This window comes from Bacteriovorax sp. PP10 (assembly GCF_035013165.1).
GTDB lineage: Bacteria > Bdellovibrionota > Bacteriovoracia > Bacteriovoracales > Bacteriovoracaceae > Bacteriovorax > Bacteriovorax antarcticus.
The window spans coordinates 481,887-501,605 of the sequence record NZ_JAYGJQ010000001.1; the positions used below are offsets into that span (position 1 = coordinate 481,887).

Consider the following 19,719-nt stretch of genomic DNA (forward strand, 5'->3'; position numbering starts at 1 on the left):
TAAAGTGGTTCAAAAATAAACAAGTTTTGCAAGAATTAAACAAGGACATAGTAAATGGCACAAAAAAAGATTCCAGGAACAGATTTAAACGTTCAAAACATTTTTTGTATTGGAAGAAATTACGTCGAACACGCTAAGGAATTAAATAATCCGGTTCCAGCGTCTCCTGTTGTTTTTACAAAACCTACATCATCAATTTGTTACGATGGTGAAAATCTTATTATTCCTGCTCAGTCTCAAAGAGTGGATCATGAAGTAGAAATTGTTGTTGTAATAGGTAAAACTGGAAAAAATATTCCAGAATCCAGTGCCGTTGATTATATTTCTCATATCGGAATTGGCCTGGATTTCACTGCTCGTGATCTTCAGGACAAAGCAAAAGAGAAGTCACTTCCATGGAGTATCGCCAAGGGATTTGATACTTTTGCGGCCATCAGCTCTTTTGTTCCTTTCAAGGGTGACGCGGAAACGTTAAAGAATCTCACTTTCCAGTTGGAAGTAAATGGCGAAATCAGACAAAAAGGTGATGCAAAGAACATGATCTTTCCTATACCTACGATCGTGTCATATCTGTCTTCAATTTTCACTCTCACAGAGGGAGATTTGATTTTTACCGGAACTCCTGAGGGGGTAGGGATAGTCAAAGCTGGTGAAATTTTAAAGGCGACTTTAACAAATGGGCCAACGCTTTCGCTGGGTGTCCAAAACGCTTAAGATTCCTGCAAAATTACGCTATGCTTTTTTAGCTTAAAAATACTCATTTTCCCTCTCAAAAATGGCTTCTTACATTGTCTTAACTTGGCATTTTTGTCGTGTACTAACTTATGCATTTATGACACATTAATTGCCACACACATAACAACACACAGCAAAGGATTACGCTAGTGAAGTTAAAGAGACTAATTCTCCAAGGTTTTAAATCATTTAAAGACCGTACGGTCATTCATTTCGATGAAGGTATTACAGGTATCGTTGGTCCCAACGGTTGCGGTAAGTCTAACGTCGTAGATGCATTGTTCTGGGTCATGGGTGAGCAGTCTGCAAAACACTTACGTGGTTCAACCATGAAAGATGTTATCTTTGCAGGATCATCAAAATACACTCCAGCATCATGGGCAGAAGTTTCTCTCGTTTTAGAAAACGATGAAGGGAAACATATTCACATTGGTAATCAAGTTTCTTCTCCATCTGAAATTCAGTTAACGAGAAAGCTTTATAGAAATGGTGAAACTGAATACAGAATCAACGATATTCCATGTCGTCTTCGCGATATTCAAGAAGTATTCATGGATACTGGTGCCGGTGCGAAGTCGTACTCGATTATCGCTCAGGGAGAGATCAACAGACTTGTTCAGGCAAAACCTGAAGAACGTCGTGTAATGATCGAAGAAGTTGCTGGGATTACAAAATTCAAAGTAAGAAAAAAAGAATCACTTAAAAAAATCGAAGCGACTGAGCAAAACTTAGCTCGTCTAAACGATCTTCAACAAGAAATTGAAAAGAACCTTAAGGCCCTTGAGAAACAAGCTGAAAAAGCTGAGCGCGCTCGCGACCTTAAAGAAAAAGTTCAACGTTACGATCTTGTTGTTCATTCACATAAAGAATTCGACCTTCTTAAAAATTACAAAGAAGGAAAAGCAATCGTTGATGAGCGTTCAGAAGAAATCGACTCAATGGCAGCTAGAAAGTCTGTTATCGAAATCGGTCTTGAAGAAGAGCGTTTCAGAAAAGATGAAGAAACTGAAAAAATCAATGAACTACAAAAAGAATACAACATCATTTCTAAAGAGCTAGCAGCTGCTGAAGAAAGATTGGTTTACCTATGTAAAACTCAATCTGAAAAAGAAAAGCTAATCGAAACTCGTGAAAAAGAAATTGATGGAATCAACCACGAGCTTGTAGGCCGTCTTGAAAAACTTGCTAACCTTACGACTGAGTTACACACTTGGGAGAAAAAAGGTGAAGAAGACAATGACTTCTCTCTACTTGAAGAAAAAGTTGAACACCTAAAAGAAGAAATGGAATTTAAGGTTCAAAGTTTTAATGACCTTAAAGACGAAATCGATTCTGAAAAAGACGCCTACAATAAAATTGATCAGGAACTTTTCAGAAACACATCTCGTCTTGAAGAATACTCAAATCAACTTCAGGATTTAACAAAAGAAATTGAAGCTCTTGAAGCTCAATACTCTGGAGTTAACACTCAGATCGTTGCTGAGAGAGACGCTGTTGCTGTTGCTGAGAAATCGGCATCAGAATTAAAAGAAAAAGAATTAGCACTTCGTGAGACTATCGATGCAGCTAACATTACTGTTCGTGAACTTGAAGTGAACTATGCAGCTAAGTCTAAAACTTTAATCCAAACAGATTCAAAGCTTCAGTCTCTAGTTGAAATCAACCGTTCACTTGAAGGTAAGAAAGATGGTATCTCTGCATTCCTAAAAGATCATGCAGAAGGATTCTCTCTTCTTGGAACACTTATTAAGTGTGACGAAAAATACACGAAAGCAGTTCAATCACTTCTTTCTGAATTCCTTGAAACTTTAGTTGCTACAGCTGATGCTGATAGTGATCTGTTTACATGGATTGAATCAAACTCAAAAAATCTTGATTACCTGAAAATGGTAAACTCAGAAAAATTATCTAGTGAAACAGTATCACGTTTAAAAATCTCTCTTGGAGACTCTCTGGTTTCTCTAAGTGAAGTTCTTGAACTTGAGCCATCACTAAAAAATAAAATGTCATCTTTCCTTGATGGATACTTTATTGCTGAATCAGTACCAACTGAAGTAATGGAGTCTTTATCTGCTGATATCCGCTTCAAAGCGATTGCAGATATCAATGGAACAAGAAAGCTTGCTAACATCGGTGGAGCTAAGCTTGTATCGATTCAAACAGCTACTGATGAAGCTCAAGGCTTCATTGCTAGAAACAATCAAATCGAAGAACTTAAAATCATCGTAGCAACTCTTCAGACTGAAGTTTCAGAACTTGAAACTAAATCAGTTACTGAAAGAGAAGCTCTTGAAGCTAAAAAAGGAGAGTTTGATACTCTTCGCGATCAGGCCGCTGAAGCTCGCGCTCAATACTCAGCTAAGAAATCATCTATTGATGCAAAATTAGCGAGCTTTGAATCAGGTTTCACACGTCTTGAAATCTTAAAAAATAGAAAGAACGAAATCTCAAAATCTCGTCTTGATATGATCGAGTCTGAAGAGACTTTATCTAAAAAGAAAGAAGACATGTCTTCTGAACTTGAAGATAAGATGGCGCGCTTTGATGAACTTCAAGAAGAAGTAGAAATCCAAAAATCTTCTTTTGAAGAAGAAAGATCAGCACTTCTAACGAAACAAGTTGAAGCAAGATCATTCGAATCAACACTTAAGAGCTTAAACTCTCAGATCGACGACTTAAACGGTCAGATCGAGCGTTTAAATCAACGTCTTGAATCAAGCAATGGTTTAGTTGCAACTTACAATACAGAAATCGATCAAATCATCTCTGAGCTTGAGCAGCTTGAAGCTTCTAACAAAGAAACTTCAACAACTCTAAGTGATAAAGAAGATGTTCTTAACTTAATCAAGGACAGCCTTGGTCAGCTTCTTCTTTCGATGAAAGACAGAGAAGATGAAGTTAAAGACATCAACACGAAGATGAACAAGAACCAAAAAGAAATTACTGAATACGAAGTACGTCTTTCTCAATACATTATTGAAGAAGAGCAAAACGTTCGTAACATTTTTGAAAAATACCAGATTGATCTTCGTCACGTACTTGGTAACTTCCTTTCTTATGAAGAAAATGACTACCAGGAACTTAAAGACATCAGTTCAATGTTCTGGATGGAAACTGAAGAAGGCCTTAAAGAAATCGACCGTAAAGACTTCGACTTCAGCCGTCGTTACGGACAAGATCTTAAAGAATGTGGTGAGAAACTTAAAAACTACAAACAAGAATTTGGCCGCTTAGGGGATATTAACTGGCAAGCAATTGAAGATTACGATCGTCAAAAGCTTCGTGCAGACTTCCTTAAAATTCAGGAAACTGAACTTAAGTCTTCTCTTGAAGACCTACAAAAAGCGATCGCACACATTGATGAAAAATCTAAAGCACGCTTCCAGGCAGCTTACGATGAAGTTAACGTTCGCTTCCAAAAAGTATTCCCGATTATTTTCGGTGGTGGATCTGCAGACCTTAAGATTGTTGGAGATATCAACGACGCTGAATGCGGTATTGATATCGTTGCTCAACCTCCTGGTAAGAAAATGCAGAACATTAACCTTATGTCAGGTGGTGAAAAGGCCATGACTGCCGTAAGTTTAATTTTCTCAATCTTCCTGGTTAAGCCATCTCCTTTCTGTCTTCTGGATGAGGTTGATGCTCCTCTTGATGATGCTAACGTTGGACGTTTCAACGAGCTTCTAAGAGAAATGAGTAGTGACTCTCAGTTCATTCTGATCACTCACAATAAGAAGACTATGGAACTTAACGACACTCTTTACGGGGTGACGATGCAAGAGCCAGGGGTTTCTAAAGCTGTTTCAGTACAACTTCACTAATCGACACAAAAACTATGAAAGGCCCCTTTATGGGGCCTTTTTTTTTGAGCCATTGTTAATGATCAAACATCGAAGAATCATTTAGTAATACATACGATCGACTTCAATTAATAAAATTAAAGGCCCAATAAGCATATCCCTTGGAGTTTTATGAAGAGACCAGATTTTATCGGAAACTATAAAGACCTGATGAACGAGAAGGATCCGAACTCTGAAATGAAGCAGAGTAGGGCCTCTATTGGTAAAAAGCTCGGTCTTACTAAGATTGGAATTCATATTGAGATTTTGGAACCAGGTGAAAGGACCTCGTGGCCACATGCAAAAAGTAGCGAAGAAGAATTCGCTTACGTCCTTGAAGGATATCCTGATGTCTGGATAAATGGATTTTTACATCCTCTAGTTACCGGAGACTTTGTTGCTTTTCCGTCAGGAACGGGGATTGCTCACACTTTTTTGAATAACACGGACAAAAATGTATTATTATTAGTTGGTGGAGAAGCGACTAAGAAAGAAAACCAATATAGCTACGCTCTTCATCAAGAAGAAAACGAAAAGAGAAAGGCGATTGGCGAGTACTGGGAAGAGTGTCCAAAACAAGAATTAGGACCTCACGATGGTCTGGCCCGCAAAAATACGAAGGTTATAGAATAAATGCATTTTCCATTCAAGGTAGAAGGGTTTATCTTTCTCCTTGGATATTTGTCATGAAGACAATATTTAAAATACGGAATTAGATCATGAAGAAAAATAAACTCTGGTTTAGAAGAAAGACATACGGATGGGGATGGACGCCAATTACCTGGGAAGGATGGCTAGTCACATTTATCGTTTTAGTAATCCCTCTATGTATCAGACTTACTGCTAAAGCTTTAGATGTTGAAAGAGCAACTCAATATTTTTACACATGGGCATCAGTTCCCATGTTGCTTATGGCCCTTGTCCTAATTTGCTTTCGTTACGGTGAAAAACCTAAGTGGCAATGGGGATTAAAAAGAACGAAGATTGCTCACATTGACCTGGTTGTTTCAAACTATAAAGATAGTGTGCGCTTTTACGACTTAATTTTAATTAGCCTTGGCTGGGAAAAATTAGTGAGTCGTCTTGAATACACTTCATACACAGATGGAACGCTAAAAATTATTATTATGCCAGCTCAAGGTGTAGAAAAATTTAAATCTCCAAAGACTTTAGCATTTTATGCTGAGACTAAAGAGATCGTGGATGATTTTTACCGTGAAGTTATGTTGAAAAATAATATGTCTGCTTTTAATGGGACGGGAGCAGTAGGAGATAATAACTATTACTCTGTTCAGCTTGCAGGCCCTGATCAAGTGATTATTGAAGTTATGTATTCGCCATTTTACTGCGATAAAGAATTCGCCTTAAACAATCTAGACAATAATTTTAATCCATATGCTTAAAAAAAAAGGCTCCTTAAAGGAGCCTTTTTTTTAATTTGTCTTCGTCACTTTCGAAAGATGGCGAGGCTCATCAGGGTTAAGCCCAAGAGACTTTGAAAGCTCTTCAATCATTAAATAAAACGACTGAGCTGCACTTAAAATATCTAATTCTTCAGAGTGAGCTGAATGAATCAATAAGTCTTTTTCTTTAACAAATGATGGTGCTGCCAAGATAACTTTAGCCCCTCTTGCTCTCATATCCTGAGCAAGTTCAAGCATCGAATGCAGAGCTGGTCCTCTGTTGGCAAATACAATTAAAGGATAACCATTTTCAATTAAGGCCTGAGGCCCATGCTTAATTTCAGCAGCACTAAAAGCTTCTGCTTGAATTGAACAAGTTTCTTTAAATTTAAGAGAGGCTTCAAGTGCCAGCGGCAATCCAAATCCACGACCTACAACCATAATGCGTTTTGCATTTTTTAGTGTCTCAATCGCTGAAGTCCAATCACATGCTTGTGCTTTTTTTAGATCTTCAGGGAGTCTATCAAGACCTTCAAGAAGAGCAGTATCGTTTTTCCAAGAAGCAACCAGATGAGCAGAGGCAGAAAGAGAAGCGATAAAACTTTTCGTTGCGGCCACTGATTTTTCTGCACCAGCATGTAGAGGCACAGTCCATTTCGCAGCACTTGCCAGCGGTGAAGAAGTATCATTCACCAAAGCTAAACTACCTAAGCTATGTTCAGTAAAATACTTTAGAGGATTCACCACATCCGGGCTTTGGCCCGATTGAGAAATAGCAATTCCAATAGAGCGTCTTACATCAAGTTCAGTTTTATAAAGAGTAAGAATTGACATTGAAAGCGACGTTGGAAGTTTACCCAATTTTGCCATCGTTAAATAATTTAAATATTGAGCAGCATGATCCGAGCTTCCACGAGCAATACTCACAATAGAGTAGGGATCAATCGCATTTAATTCTTTAGCAATGTTTTGAAGTAATGATTTGTTCTCTTGAACTTGTTTGTACATTACGTCCGCAGCTTCTAGAGCTTCTGTTCTCATTTTAGAAATCACATTCATCTCCTTCAATGATGACAGTTTTAATTTTATGTTCGCTATTGAGTATTACAAAGTCCGCAAATTTTCCGACAGCAATACTTCCACGTTCTTTCACACCAATTAGTTCAGCTGCGATAGTTGAAAGTTTTCTTGATATTTCTTCAGGAGCTAATCCTAAAGTTAAAAGATTTCTAAAAGCTTGATCCATCGTTAATGCACTTCCAGCAAGAGTTCCATCAGCAAGACGAACTCCACCTAAGCATTTATGCACGGTATGACTTCCCAATTTATAATCACCATCAGGCATACCTGTCGCGGCCGTTGAGTCAGTCACAAAATATAAATCAGGAATACATCGTAGTGCTGCTTTAATTGCCCCAGGATGAACGTGTTCTAAATCAGGAATAAGTTCAGCATACTGAGCGTGAGCAAGTGCCGCTCCGGCCATTCCTGGAGCTCTATGATGAAAGCTCGACATGGCATTAAAGAGGTGAGTAAAGCTCTTCGCCCCTTGGTTAAGTGCCGTCACTCCTTCTTCATATGTTCCATTCGTGTGACCAATCTGAACGACGATTCCCATTTTCTTTAATTCAGGAATTAATTCCAGGTGATTAAAAACTTCAGGAGCGAGTGTAATGACTTTTATCGGAACAATATTATTTAAATGATTAATCTCTTTTAAGGTAGCTTCTCTAGTGAAATTTGGTTGAGCACCAAGTTTTTCAGAGCTGATGAAAGGGCCTTCCAGGTGCACACCTAAAATACGAGATTGGTTTTTCCCTCTCGATGAATAAGTTTCTTTCATCGCCAAGAATGATTTTTCTAAATCTTCAAATGGAGCTGTCATTGTTGTAGCAAGAAAACTAGTTGTTCCAAAACGAGCATGAGTTGAAGCAATCGTTGTAATTGCTGAACCAGCTTCCATAATATCTGATCCACCACCACCATGAACATGCAGATCAATAAAGCCTGCAACTAAAAGTGGAAGAGATTTATCAGCAGGGCCCAATACATTAATCTTTTGAACTTTATCAGTATAAGAAATTTCAGCTGAGACAACTTTTGAATCAGAAAGAATATTAGCTTTGATTGTTTTCATGTTATGCATTCTTTGAAACAAGCAATAAGGCACCGATCGTAGAATCACCTTGAGCTGTTTGATTTCTTGATTTTGTACTCTCTGGGAGATAAGGAATAAGTGCTTCGCCTAATCGTCCGCAGATCGATAAAGGCAATTCACCATTGGGATCCAAGGCCTTTGCCATCATGTCAATTTCTAGACCAGCAGCGATTAATAAATTCTTAGCATCGATATCAGTAGCAGCAGATTGAAAAACTAAAGGAGCAAGTTGCGCAAAACTATTTTGACCAGCATTTCCCAGCCAGTTTAAAAATTGAGCAGGCTCTTTCCCGCAGAACTTTAAAACATGTTCGCTTAAAGTCGAAGGAGGTCTTCTTCCATCAATAGTTTTTTGAGTAATCGCCGCGGCCTTTAATCCAAGCCAGGCCCCACTTGCTTCATCTCCAGCGGGAAACCCCCAACCAGAAACATCTCTTCTTATACCATCCTTCGTTAAAACCATCCCCACGCTTCCAGTTCCAACAGCAACGATAGCACCAGGATTTCCTCCATGAGCGCCAAGCAGAGTTGTAAAACCATCAGTATCGACAATGATATTTTTGAATCCAGGATTTCTCATATAGAATTCGTTTTTCCAGATGATGTTGTTCGCACCTGATAAGCCAAATCCAATCGCACATTCAGAAAGCATCGGCACAGGAATATTTCCGTAATGAAAAGCACGTGCAAGAGTATCGAGAACCGCTCTCCATGCTTTTTCAATTCCCTGACCTAAGGCCGAAGGATCACCTTGAGCACTCGCTAGAATTTTTAATTTTTTATCTGTCACAATAATGCGAGTTCCGCTTCCACCACCATCAACACCGACAAGGTATTTAATAGTGTAGTCTTCAGCAATGGTTGCGCTCACGGGTGATTTTATATTCATGAATAAATTTTATGAGGAGTCTGCATTTGAGTCAATGAAGAGCAAAGCGGGAGAGTAAAAGCGGATTAGTTGAGAAAGACAGTCAGGAGATTGAAATAAACAATCTCCTGACGATATTAAAACTTATTCGTTAACAGTGATAGATTCGCTAGCAGACATTTTCGGAAGGCTTGGGTTGATTGAATTCTCTGTACTTGTAAGAACATTGATATCAACTTTCAACACATGCTTTCTTTTTGCGTTAATTCCGCCAAACAATTTTGCAAGGCTAATTCTTACTGTTCCGTATTCATCACTCGTCTTTTCAAATGTGTATTCACCCGGAGCAAGATTTCTGTTGATTAGAGTTTCATCACCTTTAAGGAGTTTTCTTCTTTCAACAAAAAGCTTCAATGAGAAGTTTGGATTCTTAGTTAAGTCACCAGTTCTAAAAACTAAAGTTTGACCTTCTAGTCTCATTTCACCAATACCACCTCTAACTGGAGCAGTAACAGTTTTAGTATCTAGAAGACTGATATTGAATTTACGATCCTGAATAACAGTTTGGTCTTCACGAGACTCAGTTGCAGAACGAGAAGCAATAACGATGAACTCAGAGCAGTTTGCATATGAGCTGAAGTTTCCGCCTTCAAGCCTGAAATCAATATTACAAGTTTGTTGTGGTAACGAAGATCCAGCTGGAACATTTGGAAGTTTTACATTTACTAACGCCTTTACGTAGTTGCTAAACACTTCGTAAGGAACAGCTACCGTTTGGTAACAAGTATAAGACTCTTGTCTGTACTGAGCTTCCTGGTAACACTGAGTGATCCAACGAGTGTCACAAATCTGTCTTCCGTTTGGTCCTGGCCAGCAGCTCGTGATTGGCTCTTGACGACAAACCTGACGGTATCCAGCGAACACTGTTCTCCAACATGTGTTAGCAACAGTTTCATTTCTGTATTCAGTTCTTGTTTGAACAGTGTTCAGTGTGAAATTTTCAACTGATTGTTGTCCATTGATTGGTAGTGAGTATCCATCGATAGTCGATGCGTGAGCATTGAATCCTGCGATTAGGGCCAGTGCAAGCATTAATGATTTCATGTGCGTCTCCTCGGGAGTTTGAATTGCTCCTCTTTATAGTAAAAAAGTAGGATTTAAGTCAATCCAAGAAGCGTAAGTATGAGCAATTTACATGATTTAAGCTTAGACGTGGGCCATATTTAAGCTAATTTGACCGTGAGAGAATTGAGCTTTGATGGATTTTACTGCATTATGTTTATGTAACCACGAAGGAGACTTTCAAAATGAAGAAAATTTTATTCCCGATCGCTATTATATTATTGAGTTCTACTGCGGCCTTTGCTGAGTTTTTACCACAATCTTTTTCATCGAAATTCGAACAAGAGTACATTAGTACCCTTAAAGGAAAAACGAAAAAAGGGAATGGAACGATTGAGTACAAATACCCAGGACAAATCCGCTTCGAAACAAACACTCCAAGCACAGTGATCTTCGTAAGTAACGGCGTAAAAGCTTGGTACTACCGTGCTCCTTTTATTGAAGGTGAGCAGGGGGAAGTGACAGAATCTTCTGCTAAAGAAGGTGCCACAATCTATATCAAATTTTTCGACTCACTAAAAAATGGATTAGTTTCTAACGAATATTATGATGTAAAAAAAGGTGAGCCAGCAACGATTGTGTTCAAACCAAAAACAGCAAAAGAATTGGGCATTAAAGAATCAATGTTATATTTCAAAAATAAGACAAGCCAGAAGTTTGAAGATTTGGAAGCTATCAATCTAGTTTTTGCAGATGGAAAGAACTCGAAATTGAAGTTTGTTGATTTAAAAGTTAATCCTGCAATGGCCGGCGACAGATTTAATTTTACTGCACCGGCAAACACTAAAAAAACGAATTAGTTATAAGGTCGTGCGAAGAAATCTTCAGGAATGAGGATTTCTTCCGTTGCCATGATTCTCTTATAAGTCATGTAATTTCTAAAAACCAGCTTGATGTAATTTCTAGTTTCTTCATAGGGAATCATCTCAATAAACTCTAAGTAATCACCATTAAATCTTTCTTTTTCCCACACTGCAATTGCCGCCGTACTTGCATTATAAGCAGCAACGTTCTGAGCAAATTTACCTTTATACATTTTATTAAGTTCAGCTAAAAGTGCTACACCCATCTCAACGTTTGGATCTGGGTTATAAAGATCATTAAAGTCTTTATAAGGAATTCCATACTTTTTAGAAAGCTCACTCGCTTTTTCTGGAATCATTTGCATTAGCCCAAAAGCATCGGCCCAAGATCTGACGTTCGGATTAAAAGCAGACTCTTGTCTCGTGATTGCGTATGGCAAAGCAGGAGGTAAGTGATACTTGTCCGAGTACTTCGTAAAAATACTTTGATAAGGAGTTGGGAAAACAACCGAGATATGTTTTTTCGTCAGTTCATCTCTCATTTTCATTGGGAAATTGTAAATCTGAACCATCCCACCTTGATACCATCCCGTCTGGGCATATAAAGACATAGCTCTTTCTCTTTCAGCAATTGTTTTAAATTGAGAGTTGATCTCTTTTAAAACTTTAGTTGAGAAAATCTTCTCATCCATTGCAATTAACCAATCAAGAATTAAGTTTCCGATAGGATCAGTGATGATGGCACTTGGAGGAATTGGAGTTAATGGAGTTTTACTTTCCATTGCAGAAACTAGTCCATAATAACCAAAAGTATCGTTAGCAGCTGTTGCTTCAAATAATTCTTTGGCTTCATCAGGTTTATCTAATTTAGTTAAAGCGCGAGCTTTCCAAAAGTTTAGTTTGTTAAAGAAGTTTGGATTAGATGACTTCTTTACGAAACGATCAACGTCAGACACAACATCAGCATATCTCTTAATAAGATATTTATTCCAAACCAATGCCCACTGAATATTTTCCTGTTGATCAAGGCTCGTTACTTTATACTGAGAAGCTTTTTCAAATTTAGCTAAAGCTTCAACATTTTCTTTACTCTCTACATGAAGAGACCCATAAACCCAATAAACTGTCGCCATTTGATTGGCATTTCCAATTTTTCTCTCAATGATATCTTCGAGAAGCAATCTTGCTTCAGCATTCATATGCTCCGTCCAAACTGCACGAGCGTAGTTCAATTTAGCATCAACCCAAGCTTCCTGAAGTTTAGTATCATCCGGTGCATCTTCTAATAATTGTCTTAAAAATAATTCCATCTCTCCCGTTTTTTCCAGGAAAGCTTTTAAGTTGCGAGCAACCTTAAAAGACATACGGTAAGAATTATAAGTTTTAATTTTTTCATCAAGAGTGAATTCCTCACTGTTGATAATATCAAGATACATATCGCGAGCTTTTTCAAACTGACGGTTCGTTTCGAAGTCACGGGCCACGCTGTACATATTTTCGCGAGTCACTTCTTTTGAATAAAGAGGTGAGACTTCAACTAACTTTAGAAAATACTTTGTTTCATCTATCGGAAGATTTAATCTCTGAGCAATCGCGATCGCATTTTGTAAAAGTTTAACCTTCTCTGATTGGACAGCTTTGTAAGCAACAAGCTCATACGAAAACTGTGCAATGAACTCATCCATCTTCAGCTTTTCAGCATGAACTAACGAAGATTCAAAATAAGACTCTTTTAAAAAATTCGCGATAATCGTTTCTTTCCAAATCGACTTCAATTGTCTTTCAGAGAACGTGCAATCATTCAAAGTGTGAACTAAAGCTGTTTGATTGAGTGGGAAATCGCGGTTGTCCGCCAGGTCACTAAAGAGTTTGCAGGCTTCCTTTTTATCTCCAAGGGACTCGGCCTTCATTGCTTTTAAGTAGTCTTTTGCGGCCTCTTCAGAGAGATCCACAGCCTCAATGTCGCGCGATCCTTGGCTTACCTGGCCCTTAATGGCACTTAAGCGCTCATAACTTGGCGTAGGGATAGGATGTATCGGTTTTGACGAGCATCCTGAGAGCAGGAGCATGATAAACAGTATTTTTTTCATAGGGCCCTTTAAGCTTTGATTATTTAACTAATTTGTACTATCTAGTCAGTCCTAGCTTTATTATTTTGCATTTAATTGGGACCACTGTGGAACTTACAACTAAACTTTTTAACGATAAAACAGTCTTCTTTACATCTCTTGGTTGTTCAAAAAACCTAGTAGATTCACAAGTAATGTTAGGATACTTAGGTCTTGATGGCTACTCTGTCGCAGAAGAGCCAAGCGACGCAGAAGTCATTATTGTTAACACTTGTTCATTCATTGAAGCATCGAAAAAAGAATCAGTAGATACAATCCTCGAAATGGCCGACTTTAAAGATCCAGAAATTGGTCGCTGCAAGGCACTTGTTATTTCTGGATGTATGGCACAAAGATACGCACAACAATTAGAAGAATCTATTCCAGAAGCAGATCTAATCATCGGAACAGGTGAGTACAACAAGATCACACTTCTTCTTCGCGCAATGGAAGACGGAAAACTAGAAAAAAAATCTTTCGTAGAAATCCCAATGTTCATTCACACTGAATATGACCCACGTTTAAACACTTCGCCGTTTTATACGGCGTGGTTGAAAATATCTGAAGGCTGCAATCGTAATTGTACTTTTTGTATTATTCCGAAGCTTAGAGGAAAACTGAGATCGAGATCGGTTGAGTCACTCGTAAATGAAGCTAAGAATTTAGCATCTACAGGGGTACGAGAGCTTAACCTCATCTCTCAGGATCTTTCAGACTACGGTGTAGATCTGGATGAGAATAACAAACTTGCTAATCTTCTTACTGGACTTGAACAAGTCGAAGGAATTGATTGGTTAAGATTATTCTACTTTTACCCAGATGAATTAACTGATGAAGTTATCGAGAAGATGGCGACGTCAGAAAAAATCTGTAAATATCTTGATATGCCAGTTCAACATTTTTCTACAAACGTTTTAAAACGTATGAACAGAAAAATCACTGGTGAAATTATCCACGAAAGAATTGCTCGTATAAGAAACAGAATTCCTGAGATCGTTCTTAGAACGTCTATCATCGTAGGTTTCCCTGGGGAAACTGAAGAAGACTTCGAAGCACTTCTAGAAGGAATCAAAACGGCGCGCTTTAATCACCTTGGTATCTTCAGATACTCAGATGAAGAAGGAACACCGGCATTCAAACTACAACCAAAAGTTCCTCAAGACATCATTGAAGAGCGCTTCGACAGACTGTATGAAACGCAAAGAGAGATCGTTAGAGAGCTTAACGGTGAGTTCTTAGGGAAAGTCATCCCAGTTCTAATTGAAGGTGAGCACGAAGAAACTGAGCTTCTAATCGAAGGTCGTCACTTTGGGCAAGCGCCGGATATCGACGGTAAGGTTATCATTAACGATTTAAACGGCAGAAAGATTGAAGTCGGTGATCTCGTTTATGTCGAGATCACCGAAGTTTTAGATTATGATTTAGTTGGTAAAGTGACTTCAATTAACTAGAGGCTACCCTCTGGGAATTGAAATTCTGCAGCATCAGGGTAGACCATTGTCGGCACAGCTGCTTTAGTTGCAGGTAGTGCGTAGACAGGTGCTGTGGCACAAGCACTATAATCTGGAGCATTTTCTGGTCTAAAATATGGAGCTGTAGATTCAGAAAAGTTATCATTCCAATCAGCAAAATCGTTAACAGGATTTACGACCGTTCCACCCGTTGCACGCATTAGTATTGGTGACAGTGCAAGGTCTGGCGATTCCTTATCAATTTCATGCTGTAATTTAAATTTCTGATTCCAGTCTCTCACAACGATGTTAGCAGTAGCGACAGATTCTTGGGCAGCATCAAGACAGCTTACTTGATAGTAAGGGAAGGCTCCGTCAAATGGCCCATACTTACTGTTAATCTTAACTACCTTATAAGGTTTAACAGTTCTGGCATTGTTCGCAGTTATAAAGCTTCCGCGTGGAAAACCGTTAATCATGAGGCGAGATGAACCATAGTAAGTTGTATCAGTTCCAGGAGTATAAAATGCTCCTCTTGTATCCAAAATCGTGAATAAAGTTGAGAGAGTTACATAGCTCAGACTGATGTTATCATCAACATCGGCTGCAGAGGCACTACATTTAGAACCTGATCCACCTGCTTCTGTAAAAAGGTTATTCACAATTCTTAGATTCGTAATATCACCTTTAGTAATCGGTGCTGTAAAATCCCAAGTCTTGCTAAACCCTGTGTCACTATTTGTAATAGTTCCTCTCATACCACTTTTAATAGCAGTATCTTCGAGAACATCTCTAATAGGTCCATCTAAGCAATTTGTAGCTTTACCACCACATGATATAACACTCGTACTGCTGAAAGATTCAATGGCCGTTGCCGTGGGATCGTATTTGTAAGTGTGAACAGTAATGCTTCCTTCATCACAGTTTGGACCACCTTCTAAAGAATAATTTCCATCACAATCTAGGTCTGCTGTAATCTCTCTATCAGAAGGAGTTACTACGTTTGAATTTTCCCATCTTACAACTGTCGCATTAGTCATTTTTGGTGACCATTTCCAAAATTGATAAGGAGTAATGGATACGAACTTACATACACCCGGTCCGATTGAAGCTTTAAGCTTCATACCAAAAGAGTGGATATCCTGTTCTTCTCCATCCATAAAACATCTAATGTCACGATGTCCGCGTTCGTTAAAAATATCAGCAGCATTAACTCGACATGAATTCGAGTTTTGGTAATCTCCAACTCTGTGAAGCTTGTATGAAGGTGCTCCTGATGTCTCAGATAAAGTAAAATAATCTCTAACTTCAAATCTTATATTTACCTTTGATTCGCTTAATAAGTTTTTAGCTGTGATGACATAGTCATCGTTAGCTGATCTTACAAGAGGTATACCAGAGAGAAGGCCAGTTGTTGGACTTAATGACATTCCCAGAGGTAGAGTTGGTTCTATTGAATAAGTTATCCCAGATCCAGTTACCAGGTTTGCCTTATATTCTGAGTACACACCTCTTTCAGCAGCATAATAGTTATCGTAAGCAATATCCCCAGCAGTAGACCCAATCGTAGCAGTTACACCTGCACCAGTTGAGCGCTCATCAAATTTTAAAACATCTGCATGGCGAAGATTTCTAGAAGCGATATCTGTAAGATTGATTGATCTAAAAAGATTACTTATGTAGATAGAAGTCGGGCTCGCTTGTTCGTAAACATACCCTGCAGCTCGTGCACCTGTAGATAAAGCGTCCAGACCTGCTAGGTTAGGAGTCCCGGCCAATAATCTCACTTTTAACGTTTCAGCATCAATTTCAACAATTGAATTACCTAAAATTAAATCACCTGTTTTAACGGCAGCTGTATCTGTAGCTGTCACATAAACTCGATCAGAAAAAATTGGAAGGGCCGTATTGTTATGAGCATACATAGTGCTAGTTGCAGCTAGTCCGCCAGCAGGAATACTCACAGGCGCAGATAATGTAACGGCTGCATTGAAATTAATTGGAGTAGTAAGTATTGTACCAATCATGGCATTAAACGTTTTACCAAGATCGATTTGATCATTTTTAGCGAAAGAGCCATCAATCGTTGCAATTTCTAATTGTAATGTCGATGGAATCATTTTTGTAATAATCCCATGTACTGATTTTGGTACAGGTGTTGCGCTAAGAGGTGAAACAATTGAATCACCTTCTCTTAAATAGCTATAAGTTAATGCTCCTACAGTGAGTACCTGTTTCTTAGTAAGGGACAGTTGAGCAGGAGGATCGATAATTTCTAATTGAAGTTGATAAGAAGCAGATCCGAGAGCATTCGATGCAGTGATTTGATAAGTTTTCATAGCAACTGGCACTGTCGAGTATCCTGAAATTTTACCAGTTATTGCATCTAAAGTAAGACCAGTTGGAAGTTTAGGTGAAACAGTAAACTCTAAATAATTTCTTTTAGATGTTACTTCGTTTACATTGACTCCTGTATTTGCAAAAGTTAATGGTTGCAACGAAGGTGCAACTGCAGGTGCTACGCTGTATGTTGGCAAAATATTTCTAACTTCTGTAATTCTCGCTAATGCTTGTGAGTAAGTAGTGTCGTTATCAATATCGTCATTAACTCTGAAATAGTATTTCGGGTTTGATGGATCTGTATCCGGTTGGTAGTCAAAGTTTGCATCAGTGAAATTTGTTACGTTTCCTTGATAATCATAATTTCTTTTATTATTCACCCCAACAATATTGTTAGTTAGATCAAGAGTTTCAACAGTTGCATAAATAGAATTTTTACCAATATAAGAAGGTGATTCTCCATCGTCAGTTCTTAGGTCTCCGCTAAGAGAACTAAATGCCGTTAAGCTACCTGTAACTTTTAAAAGTACTTTTGAGCTTTGACTGTATAATAACTTAGTAGGCTTCGCTAAAATTTGAAGTTTAATAGCTCTAGTGAGAGTAGTAATGCCAGAGTCTTTATTCAAAAATTTTACAGTGACGACAAAATCTTTTTTTGCTTTTTGGACAAGGTTAAGTTTCGTTGTATCAATATAAACCTGACTTGGTGTCCCTGCAATCGCACAAGTCTTAGTATCAATACTAAGACCAGGAGGAAGTGTAGGAGTAACAGTACACGTTTGAATTAAACTTTCTCTTGTTATCTGACTCGCAAATGAGTTGTCTCCGAATATTTCAAATCCACCAGCAACACCAGCTTCAAGAACGAGATCGTTTGATCCGGGATAGCTGAAGCTTGTCGCATCTACAAGATCAGGAAGTGAAATGACACCGCCAGAACCATCGGGAACTCCCGTAGGTATTTCTTCACCATCGTCAGACGCTACTATGGCCTTCTTCGGTGGATCTTTTTTGAACTTGGTTAAGCTGTCAGGCATACAACCCGTCAAAACTAGAGTGGTAAAAAGTGCGACTATGAGTTTTGTATTAAACGTTTTCATACTTCTATTATCGTTAGAATTTGATAAATATTTAGTAATAGCGAATAACAAAATGATTTCCATCGGTTACTCAATTCCGACGATAAAAATCAACCATTTGAGTGTGTACTTTTAGAGGCAGTAGGGAATATTTATAGGACTTCCCGAGAGTTATTGAACCGTACACTGATTTTATCTATCATGACCCTATGAAAGACAAAAAACTCAATATATTGCTGGTGGAAGACGATCTGTTATCGAGGCTTAGCTTAAAAAGCCGGCTTGAAAACTATGCAGTCGTAACGGAAGCAGTGACTTCTTTAGAAGCTATTTCTCTTTCAGAGGCCTTAAGCTTTGATTTAGCTTTTGTTGACTTAGATCTTGAAGCGGAACTTGCAGGACTAAATGTCGTTCGTGCCTTAAAATCAAAAAATATTCATACGATTGTTCTTAGTGGTAGAGAAGATGATGCTGTCATTGAAGAGGCCTATACTTTAGGTTGTCACGATTTCTTATCTAAGCCATTTACCAAATCAGCAATCGATGCGGTTTTAGGTAAATTTAAAAATACAAAACATGACCTGACAAAAAGATTGCAGGAAGTTTTATTAACTGAAGATCAAAGTTTGAATTCTCAGTTGAAAGTAATCGAGCAAGCTCTGTATGGAGATCACCCGGTTTTAATTACAGGGGAGACGGGAACGGGAAAAACTTTTTTAGCAAAATTTATTCATGAGCTAGTGGGAAGTGAAAAACCATTTATTCATTTAAATTGTTCTGAAGTTTCGGAAAGCTTAATTGAGTCTGAGTTATTCGGACATGAAAAAGGTGCTTTTACGGGAGCGCTTAAGAGCAAAAAAGGTCTTTTAGAACTAGCTGACGGCGGAGTTTTATTTCTTGATGAGGTCGCAACTTTAACTTTACCTGTTCAAAAGAAATTACTAAAAGCGATCGAAGAAAAAACATTTTATCCAGTGGGATCTGAAAAGAGTATCTCGTCAAATTTCAGACTGGTAAGTGCGACTTGTGAAAATTTAAAAGCAAAAGTGAAGAACGGAGAGTTCAGAGAAGACTTCTTATACAGACTAGAAGGATTCAATGTTCATTTGAAATCATTAAGAGAAAGAAAAGGGGACATCAATAACCTGATTAACTTTTTCTTGAAGAAAAACAAGAGAAGAATCGTTTTAACTGGTGAAGCTCGTCAGGAGCTTTTGACTTACAGCTGGCCGGGAAATATTCGTGAACTACAAAAAGTTATCGAAGTTCTAAGAAGCAGTGAAAAAGGTATTGTTGAGAAATCAGATTTAGCTGATTTATTAAAGAAGACTGAAGCTTCAGAAGAAATTTCAGCGATCAATTTTGATAAAGTGAAGAGCATGGGACTAAACGCTTACCTGGAAATGATTGAATCTCATATCCTTGAGCAGGTTCTTAGTGAAAATAACGATAAAGTTAGAAAGACCATGGCCGACTTGAAGCTTTCTAATAATGCTTTTTATAGAATCGTGACTAATATTAAGGCCAGAGGGATGAATAATGTCGAAGTTCGATAATACGACTGAGGCCAACCTCACTCACGACATTAATGCCACTCTTTCATCGCTTTTGAGTGCGCTTGAACTGGTAAACGACGAATGGAAAACAAATCCGGAATTAGTTGATAAAATCCTTCCACTAACGACGCAAAAATTAGACTTATTGAGAGAGCAATTGCTCCTTTATCGTAACTCCCAGAACTAAATTTCCATCTATTAAAAATCCTAATCACAGCTAGACTAGATTCATCCAATACTTCCCGGAGGAGTCT

14 protein-coding genes are annotated in these 19,719 nt (G+C 38.2%); 8 read left to right on the forward strand and 6 right to left on the reverse strand.

The annotated features are described in order from the left end of the window. The first annotated feature begins 54 nt into the window (after positions 1 to 54). The 4 genes from SHI21_RS02335 (at position 55) to SHI21_RS02350 (ending at position 5,980) form a co-directional block, all read left to right on the forward strand. Positions 55 to 714 carry a fumarylacetoacetate hydrolase family protein gene (locus SHI21_RS02335; RefSeq protein ID WP_323574506.1) on the forward strand — a complete coding sequence of 220 codons (660 nt, stop codon included), beginning with the start codon at positions 55 to 57 and terminating at the stop codon, positions 712 to 714. 170 nt (positions 715 to 884) lie between these two features. Further along, positions 885 to 4,559, forward strand: a complete 3,675-nt coding sequence (gene smc / locus SHI21_RS02340) for a chromosome segregation protein SMC (protein ID WP_323574507.1) — start codon at positions 885 to 887, stop codon at positions 4,557 to 4,559. Positions 4,560 to 4,709: 150 nt separating this feature from the next. Then, the gene (locus tag SHI21_RS02345) at positions 4,710 to 5,210 is read left to right on the forward strand and encodes a cupin domain-containing protein (RefSeq protein ID WP_323574508.1); all 501 of its coding nucleotides are present in this window, start codon (positions 4,710 to 4,712) and stop codon (positions 5,208 to 5,210) included. Positions 5,211 to 5,296: 86 nt separating this feature from the next. Then, positions 5,297 to 5,980 (forward strand): VOC family protein, encoded by a 684-nt coding sequence (locus tag SHI21_RS02350; protein WP_323574509.1) that lies wholly within the window; start codon positions 5,297 to 5,299, stop codon positions 5,978 to 5,980. 30 nt (positions 5,981 to 6,010) lie between these two features. On the opposite strand, the gene SHI21_RS02355 is transcribed toward SHI21_RS02350, so the two are convergent. The 4 genes from SHI21_RS02355 to SHI21_RS02370 all read right to left on the reverse strand — a co-directional run bounded on the left by SHI21_RS02355 (position 6,011) and on the right by SHI21_RS02370 (position 10,110). Next, positions 6,011 to 7,033, reverse strand: a complete 1,023-nt coding sequence (locus tag SHI21_RS02355) for an SIS domain-containing protein (RefSeq protein WP_323574510.1) — start codon at positions 7,031 to 7,033, stop codon at positions 6,011 to 6,013. After that, positions 7,023 to 8,117: an N-acetylglucosamine-6-phosphate deacetylase gene (gene nagA / locus SHI21_RS02360; RefSeq protein ID WP_323574511.1), complete on the reverse strand. Its 1,095-nt coding sequence runs from the start codon at positions 8,115 to 8,117 to the stop codon at positions 7,023 to 7,025. Before nagA ends, SHI21_RS02355 begins: the two co-directional genes overlap by 11 nt. A 1-nt stretch (position 8,118) precedes the next feature. After that, a complete protein-coding gene (locus tag SHI21_RS02365; protein ID WP_323574512.1) occupies positions 8,119 to 9,027 on the reverse strand; it encodes a glucosamine kinase nucleotide-binding domain-containing protein in 909 nt (302 codons plus the stop codon). A 123-nt stretch (positions 9,028 to 9,150) separates the two neighbouring features. Continuing rightward, complete coding sequence (locus SHI21_RS02370; RefSeq protein WP_323574513.1) at positions 9,151 to 10,110, reverse strand: hypothetical protein; 960 nt, start codon at positions 10,108 to 10,110, stop codon at positions 9,151 to 9,153. Positions 10,111 to 10,313: 203 nt separating this feature from the next. Here SHI21_RS02370 and SHI21_RS02375 point away from each other — a divergent pair, with 203 nt between their 5' ends. Beyond that, entirely contained in the window at positions 10,314 to 10,928 is a 615-nt protein-coding gene (locus SHI21_RS02375; RefSeq protein ID WP_323574514.1) for a LolA family protein, read from the forward strand. Here the strand turns inward: SHI21_RS02375 and SHI21_RS02380 are convergent. Further along, positions 10,925 to 13,021: a lytic transglycosylase domain-containing protein gene (locus SHI21_RS02380; protein ID WP_323574515.1), complete on the reverse strand. Its 2,097-nt coding sequence runs from the start codon at positions 13,019 to 13,021 to the stop codon at positions 10,925 to 10,927. The genes SHI21_RS02375 and SHI21_RS02380 overlap by 4 nt on opposite strands. An 86-nt stretch (positions 13,022 to 13,107) precedes the next feature. Here SHI21_RS02380 and rimO point away from each other — a divergent pair, with 86 nt between their 5' ends. Further along, the gene (rimO, locus tag SHI21_RS02385) at positions 13,108 to 14,490 is read left to right on the forward strand and encodes a 30S ribosomal protein S12 methylthiotransferase RimO (protein WP_323574516.1); all 1,383 of its coding nucleotides are present in this window, start codon (positions 13,108 to 13,110) and stop codon (positions 14,488 to 14,490) included. Here rimO and SHI21_RS02390 read toward each other — a convergent pair. Next, the gene (locus SHI21_RS02390) at positions 14,487 to 17,930 is read right to left on the reverse strand and encodes a putative Ig domain-containing protein (protein ID WP_323574517.1); all 3,444 of its coding nucleotides are present in this window, start codon (positions 17,928 to 17,930) and stop codon (positions 14,487 to 14,489) included. The two genes, rimO and SHI21_RS02390, sit on opposite strands and share 4 nt — an antisense overlap. Positions 17,931 to 18,118: 188 nt before the next feature. Between SHI21_RS02390 and SHI21_RS02395 the strand changes: the two genes are divergently transcribed. Continuing rightward, entirely contained in the window at positions 18,119 to 19,465 is a 1,347-nt protein-coding gene (locus tag SHI21_RS02395; protein ID WP_323574518.1) for a sigma-54-dependent transcriptional regulator, read from the forward strand. Beyond that, positions 19,449 to 19,652, forward strand: coding sequence for a hypothetical protein (locus SHI21_RS02400; RefSeq protein WP_323574519.1), 204 nt, complete (start codon positions 19,449 to 19,451; stop codon positions 19,650 to 19,652). Before SHI21_RS02395 ends, SHI21_RS02400 begins: the two co-directional genes overlap by 17 nt. Positions 19,653 to 19,719: the final 67 nt, after the last annotated feature.